This window comes from Enterobacter sp. Ap-1006, from assembly GCF_011752835.1.
Taxonomy (GTDB): Bacteria; Pseudomonadota; Gammaproteobacteria; order Enterobacterales; family Enterobacteriaceae; genus Cedecea.
The window spans coordinates 454563-466462 of sequence record NZ_VWWU01000003.1; the positions used below are offsets into that span (position 1 = coordinate 454563).

At 58.4% G+C, this 11900-nt stretch carries 10 protein-coding genes; 3 read left to right on the top strand and 7 right to left on the bottom strand.

Annotation, left to right across the window (positions count from 1 at the left end; translation table 11 throughout):
• Nucleotides 1-12 precede the first annotated feature (12 nt).
• From dinG to F3J28_RS10375, 5 genes are all read right to left on the bottom strand, one after another.
• Nucleotides 13-2172 carry an ATP-dependent DNA helicase DinG gene (gene dinG / locus F3J28_RS10355; protein WP_166875571.1) on the bottom strand — a complete coding sequence of 720 codons (2160 nt, stop codon included), beginning with the start codon at nucleotides 2170-2172 and terminating at the stop codon, nucleotides 13-15.
• A 196-nt stretch (nucleotides 2173-2368) separates the two neighbouring features.
• Nucleotides 2369-2767, bottom strand: coding sequence for a CesT family type III secretion system chaperone (locus tag F3J28_RS10360; protein WP_166875574.1), 399 nt, complete (start codon nucleotides 2765-2767; stop codon nucleotides 2369-2371).
• Nucleotides 2768-2769: 2 nt separating this feature from the next.
• Entirely contained in the window at nucleotides 2770-4149 is a 1380-nt protein-coding gene (locus F3J28_RS10365) for a hypothetical protein (RefSeq protein WP_166875576.1), read from the bottom strand.
• A gap of 77 nt (nucleotides 4150-4226) precedes the next feature.
• Nucleotides 4227-4862, bottom strand: coding sequence for a XopG/HopH/AvrPtoH family type III secretion system effector (gene xopG, locus F3J28_RS10370; RefSeq protein WP_008461005.1), 636 nt, complete (start codon nucleotides 4860-4862; stop codon nucleotides 4227-4229).
• A 20-nt stretch (nucleotides 4863-4882) separates the two neighbouring features.
• Entirely contained in the window at nucleotides 4883-5365 is a 483-nt protein-coding gene (locus F3J28_RS10375; RefSeq protein WP_166875579.1) for a CesT family type III secretion system chaperone, read from the bottom strand.
• A 227-nt stretch (nucleotides 5366-5592) separates the two neighbouring features.
• Between F3J28_RS10375 and F3J28_RS10380 the strand changes: the two genes are divergently transcribed.
• A complete protein-coding gene (locus F3J28_RS10380; protein WP_008461003.1) occupies nucleotides 5593-6225 on the top strand; it encodes a response regulator in 633 nt (210 codons plus the stop codon).
• Here F3J28_RS10380 and F3J28_RS10385 read toward each other — a convergent pair.
• Both F3J28_RS10385 and F3J28_RS10390 read right to left on the bottom strand, forming a co-directional pair.
• Nucleotides 6203-7690 carry a histidine kinase gene (locus tag F3J28_RS10385; protein ID WP_166875582.1) on the bottom strand — a complete coding sequence of 496 codons (1488 nt, stop codon included), beginning with the start codon at nucleotides 7688-7690 and terminating at the stop codon, nucleotides 6203-6205. The genes F3J28_RS10380 and F3J28_RS10385 overlap by 23 nt on opposite strands.
• Nucleotides 7691-7735: 45 nt before the next feature.
• The gene (locus F3J28_RS10390) at nucleotides 7736-8329 is read right to left on the bottom strand and encodes an RNA polymerase sigma factor (protein WP_166875585.1); all 594 of its coding nucleotides are present in this window, start codon (nucleotides 8327-8329) and stop codon (nucleotides 7736-7738) included.
• Nucleotides 8330-8591: 262 nt separating this feature from the next.
• Here F3J28_RS10390 and sctW point away from each other — a divergent pair, with 262 nt between their 5' ends.
• Nucleotides 8592-9767, top strand: a complete 1176-nt coding sequence (gene sctW, locus F3J28_RS10395) for a type III secretion system gatekeeper subunit SctW (protein WP_166875588.1) — start codon at nucleotides 8592-8594, stop codon at nucleotides 9765-9767.
• Between the two features lie 27 nt (nucleotides 9768-9794).
• Entirely contained in the window at nucleotides 9795-11891 is a 2097-nt protein-coding gene (gene sctV / locus F3J28_RS10400; RefSeq protein WP_008460998.1) for a type III secretion system export apparatus subunit SctV, read from the top strand.
• The last annotated feature ends 9 nt before the right edge of the window (nucleotides 11892-11900 follow it).

Here is an 11900-nt window from a genome sequence, read left to right on the forward strand (position 1 = left end):
AGACTCTCCTTGCTATTTCTTGCTCACACGTTTGCGCCGTACAGTGTGTTTCGGCGTCGTTATTATCACTTTTGCTTCCGGCGCGTCGGGCTGTTCAATCGGGAACACCGGCAGCGCGGCCAGCAGACGCTCGCCGTAGCGTTTACTCAGCAGGCGGCGGTCGTAAATGACTATCTCACCATAGCAGGCGTGGCTACGAATTAAACGCCCAACTTGTTGAATCAGATTAAAAGAGGCGCTGGGCAAACTCTGCACTTCAAAAGGATAGCGATTGAGGCTTTTCAGCCACTCCCCTTCGGTGACCACCACCGGGCTGTCTACCGGCGGGAAGGCAATCTTATGGATGTGCACCTGAGTCAGCAGCTCGCCTTTCAGATCCAGCCCTTCGGCAAAAGATTGCAGGCCAATCAACACGCTGGTTTCCCCGGCCTGGACGCGCTGGCGATGCAGCTCCACCAGCCGGTAACGGGGCTGATCGCCCTGCACCAGCAGCATCAGTCGCAGATCGGTGACGTGGGTTAAAAACTGCTGCATGGCGCGGCCGCTGGCGAACAGCACCAGCATCGCTTTATGCTCGCCCTGTGCCAGCTGCGCCCGGAAGAAGGCCGCCATCTCGGCAATATGCTGCGCCTCGTGCTCCATCAGCGGCTCAAAGCGCATTTTGGGGATGACAATTTTCCCTTGCTCAATATGATTAAACGGCGAGTCCAGATGGATAAACCGGTCGCCCGCTTTCTCACGCAGGCCGCTCATCTCCTGCAGGCGATCAAAGCGGTTGAGCGAGCGCAGCGTGGCGGAGGTCACAATCACATGCGGCACTTTGCGCCACAGCATTTTTTCCAGCTGATCGCTGACGCGGATCCCCACGCAGTGGAAGAACAGATGCGGCTGCCCCTCGCGGATTTCACGCGTCACCCACTTCGACACCGGCGCGCCGGAGGCCTGCTCCATCGCCGCCAGCTTCCACAGCTTGCTCTGCGCTTCAAAGAAGCCTAGCGCCCGGTTCATTTGCAGCAGCGCCCGGTGCAGGCGCACGATATCGTGGCTGGCGGTTTTTTCGCTCAAATCGTTGAGCAACGCTTCCGACAGGCCTCGCAGCGCCTCCATCAGCTTCGCGAGGCGCTGGCAAATCACCATGATCTCTTCGGGCAGGACGCCCATTTCAAAGCGGTGTTCGCCTTCCCGTTCCCCCGGCAGCCAAAGGCTAACGATCGCGTTAAACGACTGCAGCAGCTCATACACTTCGTCGCAGTGGTTGGTCAGACGTTCAGGCACGGTCAGCGGCGGGGGGCTTTTGGGCCGGAACTGCGCCATGCAGGTTTCCACCAGCTTGCTGAACAGGTCGAGCTGCAGGCGGCTGTAGCCCGGCGTTATCTCCGCGCTCATCTCCAGCGCGTCGCGGGCAACGTCCGCCAGATGATGGCCTTCGTCCAGCACCAGCAGCAGATTTTTCGCCTCCGGCAGCACCGCGTCGCTTTCCAGCGCCGCCATCACCAGCGCGTGGTTGGCCACGACCACTTCCGCCTCGTCGATTTCCCGGCGGGCCACAAAGAACGGGCACTCTTTATACCAGTGGCAGTTTCGCCCCAGGCAGCTGGCTTTATCGGTGCTTAGCCGCCGCCAGAGATCGTCGTCAATCGCCTCATCGGTGTGATCCCGCAGCCCGTCCCATTTATAGCCGTCGAGGCTGGCTTTAAGTTTGGCGCAGCGCTGCTGTTCGGCTTTGCTGGTCGGCGACATTTCATCGTCCAGAAACGCCAGCAGATCGCCCTGCGTAAAGTTATCGGTCGCCAGCGCGGCCAGATTGCGCGGGCACACGTAACGCCCGCGGCCAAAGGCGGCGGTAAACTTCAGGTCAGGAATGATTTTGCGCAGCAGCGGCAGATCTTTGCTGTAAATTTGATCCTGCAGCGCCACGTTGGCGGTGCTGACCACCAGCGTTTTTTGATCCCCTCTGGCGATAGCAATGCCGGGGATCAGGTAAGAGAGGGTTTTGCCGACGCCGGTCGGCGCTTCAATAGCCAGATGCCGCCCTTCTTCACCGGCAAGGGTCTTCGCCACCTCGGCGATCATCTGCCGCTGAGGCGCTCGCGGAATAAAATCCGGGATCTGCTGCTGTAACGCCTTATACCAGGCACCTATTTGCGCTTTTTGCGCCGACGACAAAGCCATAACATCACTTCTTTCTCTGGATAATTTAAGTCACAGAACGGCGTCTGTGGCCCGAATTATGACGAGATACTGTATAAACAGCCACTATTTGTTTTACTTTTACTCCCCTGACCCTGCCGTTTTTTGCCTCTTCCGGGAGGTTCATTCAGAAAACCGTTTTAACCGCACGGAGGCGGCTAAAACGTGAGGATCGCGGTTAAACCAGCCACGCGGCCAGCTTTTCGGCCTGCTGCGCAAAGCGGTTAAACAGCCGCTTGAGCACTTCCGGCTCCAACTGATGGAACGGCAGACTGCTCCACTGCACAACCTGCTGCTGGTCGGGCAGCAGCCCGGTGAGCACCGGGGGATAATCCATCCCCAGCAGATTAGCCTGCAGCAGCACCGTCAGCGTGTCGGTATCGCTCAGCCGGGTGGGCTGAACGGGCAGCATGCAGCTCAGCAGCAGGTGCCCAACCGGCGATTCGCTGATCTCCAGCGTCACGCCCTCGCCAAGCTCAACGGAATAGCCTTCTGCGTTCTCAAGCTCGACTCTTTGCCCCAGCTCATCGGTCAACAGCGGCTGCAAAATTTGCGCTAGTTTTGAAGGTGTGGGCATCGTTAGTTACCTATGATTCGCCGGAAAGCGGCAGTGACTGAGTTAGATCGAGGCCGGGTTCGGGCCGGGGCTGGTGCAGTGCCGTAGACATCAGGCGGAATGACCGGCGGCTCACGGTAAATTGGTCGGCTTGCCATCGCGTGCATGGGCGCATGGGCGTGCACCGGCGGCGGGCCATAGCTGTAAACCGGCGCTGCAGCTGGCGGTGGGCCGTAGCTGTAAACCGGTGCAGCCGCTGGCGGCGGGCCGTAGTTGAATGCGGGGGCATGACCCGGCAGCGGAACCGTGCTGTACATCCCTCCAGGCGCGGGAGGCAGTGGGGCATAACCAGGCATCGGGGCCGGACGAATATCGACGGAGTTTGCCCGGCGACGAGGGGCTGCGGGAGGAACCGCATTGGATGCCGTTCTCGGACGGCGGCCACGGGAAGAAGATTCCGCGGCGAACGATTCCGTGCGCTGACGAGGCCGATCGTTACTGGTGAACGTTGGCGCAGGTGTCCCACGCTGCTGCGCATCTACCGCAGCCTGAGGCCCGATCATTCGGGAGCGCATCTGCCCGACGGACAGCGTCTGGTCAAAATGTTGCACAACGCCCCGGCTGTCGGTGCCATCGTACTGAATACCCAGGTTGTTGGAGGCGTGCCGCTGCACGTATCCTGGCCCCGCCACCACCGAGTCCCGCAGCTTTTCAGGGCTTAGCTTCGCGAGTTTTGGCGCGGCCTTGCGGAACGCTTTATCCACTTCCGCCTGCGTCGCTTTCTCGCCACGCAGCAGCTTCTCGCGGACATCATCGTCCCGATGGCCAACAGGATACGTATGCAGTACGTGGTAACTGTCGCCGAATTTCGCGTCTTCTATCCGCATGGCTCGGCCAAATTCCGGCCAGGGATCGGACACCACAGACCGTCCGTTCTCCCGCGGATCGCCGATGATCACAAAAGCGTGGTCGACATCGCGGTTATGCACCACGGAAACCGGCTGTTTGACGCGGGAGTTCGCCAGCAGTAGCGCATTCACCGCCGCCATTTCGCCGCAGTTTCCCGCTCGAAACTTAGAGGCCTCCCAGGCGCGCACGGTGTAGTCCCCGTTGCCCGTTTCCTTCTGCGACAGAAGCGTTCGCTTATAGGATTCGGCCATCGTGGCGCGAACATGGTTCTTTTGGTTACCCGACCCCATGTCCAGAATGCGCCAGGTATCATCTATTGCCTTATTGGCGTAATAGAGCGCGTCAGCCCGGCGCGACGACACGTTCACGGTGCAATCGAAATGCTGAGTATTATTAGGCTCCAGCGCGAGGCGCATGGAAACCCGTCGGTTTGAGTTACCGCTTATCAGGCCAGGATCGACCCGCAGGCTGGTATCAACGTTGTTTAACGGCATGATATCTCCCCACTTTAGTTGTTGCGTCAACAGGTTATGTGGGGAGAGCGGCGCGGTGGTTCCTGCTGCGGAAGAATTTACCCTGCGGCGTACTGCCCGCGCAGCGGCAGGCCGTGCTCATGGCGAATACCGTTTTCGGACAGAGCTTCCCCCGCATACTTGCCGATGCCCACCGCGCGGGATTCCTCCTGCCCGGCCGGCGAGCCCGTATCGTAGCGGTCGGAAGTCCCTCCGGTGTAGGTCCCTTTCATCATGCGATAGCCGTGAACCAGCTCATGGGCAAGCGACACAAAAGCCAGCGAGGGATCGTCCAGCAGGCTTGGGCGGCCATGAGCGTCGATAGCCACGGACTGCCGCGGGTTCCAGTCGACGCTGACGCTGGTCCCCTCGCCTTTTTTGCCGAGCGGCTGTTTTTGCGCTAATTGCGTCGCTTTTTTATTGTGCGCTTTATCGTACTCGCTGCCGGAGAGGTGAAACCGGCGGACCTGAGAGTCGGTCAGCACCGGGCGGGCAACCGTATTCGCCATCGCCGTGACTTTCACCTTAACGTACCGGCCCTGGGTACTGAGGTTACGCAGTTCGCCCACCAGGCTTCGGCCATTGGGCCGACTGAGCAGCTTATGCAAAGCGCTTTCGGCAGCGAGATAGTCTTCCGGGCGGTGATATTCAATGGCGATATGTGGCGCCACATGGCTGGCAGAAATCGTACTCATCTTTTTCCCCTGGTTGGACGTTAACGTCGCAGCATCAGCGCTTCAATCTGGCGGCGCTGAAGCCGATCTTTTTCTGTCTCCGGTGCAGCCTGGCGCTCACGCGGCGCGGCAGACTGGCACCAGCGGTCAATCACCGACAGCGTCCAGCTCAACCGCTCCAACAAAGGCAGCAGCGTGTCGAGATGCAGCTCGTCCAGGGGTAACGCCGCCCAGACCACCAGCTGCGCACGCTCTTTATCGGCAGCAACGGTGATGGCTGGCTGCTGGTCAATGTTCAGGTTGGCCTGTAACAGCTCGAGAAGCAGCGCCTCGCCGGGATTGTCCGGCAGCGCCAGCAGGCCCATCATCGCCAGCGTCAGGTTTTCCGTCAGCTCCAGGAAAACCTGCTGGCCGCCATCGAGGGTTAACGAGTAGTAGCCCTGGGCGTTGTACACCATGCCAGGCGCATTCAGCTGTTTAAACAGCGGCTGGAGTTTGTGGTAGAGCTGCTCGGCAATCACCATGATTTCACCTGTCTCGGTCAGGAACATGGGGCGTGAGTGAGCGGCAGGCGAAGTGGGTTCCAGGGGGAACTTGTAACAAGCTGCAACCTTATCGCCCCCGGCAAAGCTAGATTCGCCGCAGCGAGGCTGCTATGTTCATTTAACACGCGTCTTTGCAATTCGTGCGCGATGATTATTCTTATAAAAAAGAACGATTTAATAACTATAAATTATGGATGACAGACGGTATGGCAATCAGACTCCTCCTCGCGGACGATCACATTTTGATGCGCGAGGGCCTGAAACAGATTTTTTCACTGGATAAGAAAATTAAAGTGGTAGCGGAAGCGGGCTGCGGCAAAACGGTGCTGTCGCTGCTGACGGAAATTGACGTCGATGTCCTGCTACTGGATCTCTCCATGCCCGGCGACTCCGGGCCGGAGCTGGTGCAGCAAATCACCCGCCTGTGGCCGATGCTGCCGGTGCTGGTGCTGAGCATGCACAACGAGCCGCAAATCGCCCAAATGGTCCTCGCCAGCGGCGCCCACGGCTTCATTACTAAAGACCAGGCCCCGCAAACGCTGCTGCACGCCATCCATCGCGTCGCCTCCCGCCAGCGCTATATTGATCCCTCCCTGGCGGAAGCCATTGTCTTTTCAACCCAGGAAAACGACCAGCTTCGCCGCTACGCCACGCTATCCCAGCGCGAGAAGCAGATCCTTCGCCTGCTGAGCAGCGGCGAAAACATCAATGGCATCGCAGAAACCCTAAGCATCAGCAACAAAACGGTCAGTACCCACAAGACCCGGATGATGGAAAAAATGCAGTTCGACAACAACGCCGACATCATCAAGTTTGCTATTCGCTATCATAAACTTTAGCCGGAGCCGGCAGGGCATAAGGGATCTCGATATGCACGCAGCTCCCTTTGCCCGGCGTGCTGTGGATGTTAAACGTCCAGCCTTTCATCATGCAGCGTTCGCGCATACTCAATAACCCAAAGGCCCCGTCGGAGACCTGGCCGGGATCAAATCCCTGCCCGTCATCATTGATACAAATCAGCACGACTTTGCCCTTTGTGAGCACCTTCACCTCCACTTCCCGCGCTTTGGCATGCCGCTGCACATTGGTGAGCGACTCCTGCACCACGCGAAAAATTGCGGTGACCTCATCGTCACACAGCGACACCGGCAGCGGCTGAATCGTCAGCGTACACACGCCGGAACGGTGCTTGTTGAACTGGTCCCGCAGCCAGATAAGCGCGGGTTTCAGCCCCATGTTCAGCACCGCCGGGCGCAGTTGGGTGGCGATATCGCGCACCACTTTGATGGTGCCATCCACCAGCTGCGTCAAAGGTTCAACTTCATGCTGCAGCGCAGGATGATTCTGGCCCAACAGCGAAATCCCCACCCGCAGCGAGGTCAGGTGCTGGCCCAGCTCATCATGGATTTCCCGCGCCATATGCTTGCGCTCGTTTTCGACGCTGCTTTGCAGCTTTTGGGTCATCTGCCGCAGCTGTTCGTGAGTCTGCCGCACCTGCTGTTCGGCAAAATATTGCCGGGAAGCGGGACGAGCGATCACCAGTACGGATTTCAGCGTCTGCTGCTGGGTAAATTCAGGAATAAAACGCGCCTGGTAGATTCTCGACACCCGCAGGTCGGATCGCATGCCGTGCAGCACGGCCTCCAGCTGAATATGCTTACTCAGCACCAGCTGCAGCGACCAGCTGATCTGCTCCATCAGCGTCGAATCCCCGATAAGCGAGTTGATCTTCAGCCCGATGGCCGCCGCGCTCTTGGGCATGCACTGCAGCGCCGTTTCGTTGGCATAGAGCAGCCGCTGTTCACTGTCCACGCGCAGAATCGCGTCCGGCATATTGTCCAGAATGTCGCGAAGTTCGTTTTCACGATCGTAGTAAAAACGATGAATATCATTGCGATAGCGGGTATCGCACACCACCATCATCACCCAGTTCTGCCGCTGAAACTCGAAGCGGCTCGGGCAAACCTCGACCGGAATAGCCTGCGTTGCCGTCTGAAACCGGGCGTTAATTTTATCGCCGTAAGGCGAATGTTCTGGCCGATCCAGCTGCTGCTCAACCACCGCCAGCAGCGGCAGATCGCCATAGCCCCGCAGCCGGGTAAAAATATTTTCACCCACCAGATGCCCGGCCCTTGCCTGGCCGGCGCCTTCCGGCAGGCAAAGACTGATCGCCTTGTGGTTGGCAAAAACAATATTGAAATCCCTGTCAACAATGAAAACCAGCTCGCGCATGCTATTGAAAGCGGCGCTCAGCAATGCCTGAGTATCATTGGGCCGTGGGTGCGGCCCGCCGTCTTGTTTCATAGAGTGTGATTCTTCTCGTTCAGGGAGTAACGAAGCACCGCTCGCTCAGTTCAGGCTGTCCCACCCCAGATCCTGTTTCAAAGACTGTCGGAGACGGGAAAGACGGGAACGCACGGTGCCGATAGGAATAGTCATCCGGTCAGCCGCTTCCTGGTAACTGATATCGTGATCAACGATCAGCTGTAATAATTGCTGATAATCTTCAGGGAGTTGCGCAATGCGCTGCAACACTTTCGACAGGATGTCCTTACCCTCAGTCACCCCTTCCGGCTGCTCCGAATGCAGCAGCGTACCGAGCACATCATCGTTTAACTCATCGTGCAGGTAGCTCACTTTGACGGATTTATAGTGATTTTTCACCAGGTTTACCGCAATCCCGAACATCCAGGTTTCCGGGCGCGACGTGCCGCAAAACTTGTGCTTGTTACGGATCACCTCATACCAGGTGTTCTGCACCAGGTCTTCTATATCGGCAAAATTTGCCACGCGTTTACGAATAAAATTGTACAGCCGCTGTTCGTTGTCGCGCATCACGCGCTCCCAGTTAACCACCGGAAACTCGCCCTGCACAACGTTGGACTCAAAAGCAGCCTGCGCATCCGGGAAAACCTGTGATTCGAAATCAAACATTGCTGACATAGTGAACACCTTTTTATGGAATAGATTCAGGAGTTCGTCCTATAGCAAGCGCCGTGCCAGCGAAAAATATCAATACAACACATTGATTAATAACAATTAATTTTTATTAATCAGATAAATATGAGCAAAAACACACACAGCCCGAAAACGGGTTTGTGCAACTTTTTACACATCCCCAGCGGCGGAAATTTTTTATTTGTCGGGGAACCGCCCCAGGCCTTAGCCCACACACTGACAGGCGAATTGGGTAAGGCACACCGCAATGAACATGAGAATCCCCCAGCACCACCATCACCACAATCTGCGTCTTGAAACCGAACAGGCGGACGCCCTGGTCGATGAGTTAATCAGCGACACTAATAACGATAAGAGCGCGGCGAGCAGTTCCTCGTCCGCTACTCGTGCAGCGCCCGCGCCGCAGCGGCCCGGGGCCGCTCAGGAGTCGATGGCGTCAACTTTTGCGGAAAGCATCGAACAGAAAATCAAACATGAGGAACAGCGCACGCAGGCCACCCAGCTGCGCCGTATCTCCGTGGCGGCAATCAAGGTCACTCACCTTGTAGAGCTGGGGAAACTGCTAGAAAGCCCGTCGGGGAAAGAGCAGGCCGAGCAGGAATCGGCTTTTGAACGAATGCTGTCGGGTGGCGACGGGAAGACCCCGACGCTGGATGATTTGCTCGAACAGGCCAATCACGACCCGGCCTCCGCGTTTGTCACCCTCAGCCTGATGGCCATGCGCCTGCGCAACGGTAGCAACCCGGCGCTGGCGGCACGCGTCGAGCAAATGCTTGCCGACCTGCAGCAGCAGCACCCGGAAAAAATTAACGCCGGGGTGAATACCGCCCCGGCAATTGCCGCCTTCAGCAGCGATCCGGCGCAGAAGCGCGAAATGCGCAAGCTCTATTACAGCGGCGTGATCAACCAGCAGTCTGCCGACAACATCATGGACGTGCTGCTGGACAAGTTTGGCGTCGATGGCTTCGTGCCCGCATTACGTACGCTGCAGCGCGCGCTTTCCGATGACATCGCCGCCCTGGCCCCATCAGCCCCGCCGACGGCCCTGCGCCGCCTGCTTTCCGGGCTGAACGACACCCGCGCCATTACGCACACGCTGTCGGAAGTCGCCCAGTTCCTCGACCGCCTGAAGAGCAAATATTCCCACGTCACGATGGGGGCAGATGTCATGACTCGCTCCTTGCTCAGCATGTGCCGCAACGGCTTCTATTCCCGCGACCTGACCCAGCTTGGGCTGCAGGTGGTGGGCGAAAAACCCCTGCAGCAGTCGCTCTTTTTCAACGGACTGCTGACGCTGCTCCAGGCGCTGCCGGAGAAAATTTGGGGCGGGAACGATGAAACCCGCAGCAACGCCCTGCTTCTGCTCCGCACCCTCAACGGCGAATACGCCGCGTGGGAAAAACGCAGCCAGCTGGCGCAGTAAACGGACTTTACCAGGATTTAATAGCCCATGAACGCTTTGTTTAACCTTCTTAACCGGCTGGCAATAACCGCCATGCAACGCTCCGAAGTCGTCGGGGCTTTCATCGCGTTGGCGGTGGTGTTCATGCTGATCATCCCGCTGCCGCTGGGGTTGATTGACGTCCTGATTGCGGTCAACATCAGCGTGTCGTGCCTGCTTATCATGACGGCGATGTACCTGCCCAAACCGCTGGCGTTCACCACCTTCCCGGCGGTACTGCTGCTGACCACCATGTTCCGCCTCGGGCTGTCTATCTCCACCACGCGCCAGATCCTGCTGCAGCAAAACGCCGGGCATATCGTCACCGCCTTCGGCAACTTTGTGGTCGGCGGCAACCTGGCGGTGGGGCTGGTGGTGTTCCTGATCCTGACGGTGGTGAACTTCCTGGTGATCACCAAAGGCTCAGAGCGCATCGCCGAAGTGGCCGCCCGCTTTACCCTCGATGCCATGCCGGGCAAGCAGATGTCTATCGACAGCGACCTGCGCGCCGGGCTGATTAACGTCCAGCAGGCCAAAAGCAAACGTGAAGATCTGGCGAAAGAGAGCCAGCTTTTCGGGGCAATGGACGGCGCCATGAAGTTCGTCAAAGGCGATGCCATTGCCGGGATCGTGATCCTCAGCATCAACATGGTGGGCGGCTTCTGTATTGGCGTGCTGCAGCTGGGCATGGCCGCAGGCGACGCCGCCAATGTCTACTCCATTCTGACCATCGGCGACGGCCTGATTGACCAGATCCCGGCGATGCTTATTTCCCTGACCGCCGGGATGATGATCACCCGCGTGTCGGCGAACGAAGACATTCCCAACAACAACATTGGCCGAGAAATCAGCGACCAGCTAACCAACCAGCCCAAGGCCTGGATCATGTCCGCCATCGGCATGTTCTGCTTCAGCCTGCTGCCGGGCATGCCCACGGCGGTATTTATCGTGCTCGGGATAATCACTCTGGGCTCGGGGCTGTTTCAGCTGTGGCGTGCCAAACGCGCGGCGGCCACCACCACCGGCGGCGAAATTGTCGCCCCGGAAGCCAACGGCGAAGAAGACATTCGTACCTTCAACCCCAGCCGCCTGTTTGTCCTCAGCTTCTCGTCGGCTCGCGCCGGTGACCCGGCGGCCATGGCGCTTATCGAAGATATTCGCCGCCTGCGTAACCGCATCGTGAACCAGTACGGCTTCACGCTGCCGGTCTTCAACATCGATTTCTCGCCGTACCAGCCTGACGATGAATTTCGTTTTCTGGTGTACGAAGTGCCGAAAGTGATTGGCACCTTTACCTCCAGCAAACGGGCGCTGGACTACCGCCTGCTGGCCCAGGAAGAGACCGGGACAGAACTCAGCACGGAAACCTATCCGCAGGAAAAAGGCTGGGCGTGGCTGGAAGAAAACGATCCTCTGCTGGATAAATTCCAGATGGAGTCCTGGAGTTCGCACCAGCTGCTGCTGGCCCGCATGGAAGAAGCGCTCTTTGCCAGCGGCCCGCGCTTTATCGGCCTGCAGGAGACCCGCGCCATTATCTCGTGGCTGGAGATGGATCTGCCGGAGCTGGCACAGGAATTCCAGCGCATCTTCCCGATCACCCGTCTGAGCGCCGTGCTGCAGCGCCTGGTGGCCGAACGAATTTCGCTGCGTTCGGTGCGCAGCATCACCGAATCGCTGATTGTGCACGGCCAGCACGAGCGCGATGTGGGCCTGCTGGTCGACCAGGTTCGCATCGACATCAAAGAACACATTTGCCATCAGTACAGCCACGACGGCGGGATACAGGTTTGGCTGCTGACACCGGAAACCGAAGAGATCCTGCGCGACAGCCTGCGCCAGACGCAGAACGAAACCTTCTTCGCCCTTAGCCAGGACAAACACGCCCTGCTGCTGGACCAGCTCCGGGAAGTGTTCCCCCTGTTCCAGCGGCAAACCAGCGTGCTGCTGTCCGCCCAGGATTTACGTAGCCCGCTGCGCCTGCTTATCCAGGACGAATTCCATCACGTCCCGGTGCTGTCCTTCGCCGAGCTGCAATTTAACCTGCCGGTCAACGTGCTGGGGCGCATTGATATTCACGAAAACGCGCTTGACGCCTTCACTGCATAAAGGGTGCTG

Coding starts and splice junctions, on each gene's coding strand:
- dinG (WP_166875571.1), bottom strand. CDS start 2,172: ATGGCTTTGTCGTCGGCGCAAAAAGCGCAAATAGGTGCCTGGTATAAG.
- F3J28_RS10360 (WP_166875574.1), bottom strand. CDS start 2,767: ATGCCCACACCTTCAAAACTAGCGCAAATTTTGCAGCCGCTGTTGACC.
- F3J28_RS10365 (WP_166875576.1), bottom strand. CDS start 4,149: ATGCCGTTAAACAACGTTGATACCAGCCTGCGGGTCGATCCTGGCCTG.
- xopG (WP_008461005.1), bottom strand. CDS start 4,862: ATGAGTACGATTTCTGCCAGCCATGTGGCGCCACATATCGCCATTGAA.
- F3J28_RS10375 (WP_166875579.1), bottom strand. CDS start 5,365: ATGGTGATTGCCGAGCAGCTCTACCACAAACTCCAGCCGCTGTTTAAA.
- F3J28_RS10380 (WP_008461003.1), top strand. CDS start 5,593: ATGGCAATCAGACTCCTCCTCGCGGACGATCACATTTTGATGCGCGAG.
- F3J28_RS10385 (WP_166875582.1), bottom strand. CDS start 7,690: ATGAAACAAGACGGCGGGCCGCACCCACGGCCCAATGATACTCAGGCA.
- F3J28_RS10390 (WP_166875585.1), bottom strand. CDS start 8,329: ATGTCAGCAATGTTTGATTTCGAATCACAGGTTTTCCCGGATGCGCAG.
- sctW (WP_166875588.1), top strand. CDS start 8,592: ATGAACATGAGAATCCCCCAGCACCACCATCACCACAATCTGCGTCTT.
- sctV (WP_008460998.1), top strand. CDS start 9,795: ATGAACGCTTTGTTTAACCTTCTTAACCGGCTGGCAATAACCGCCATG.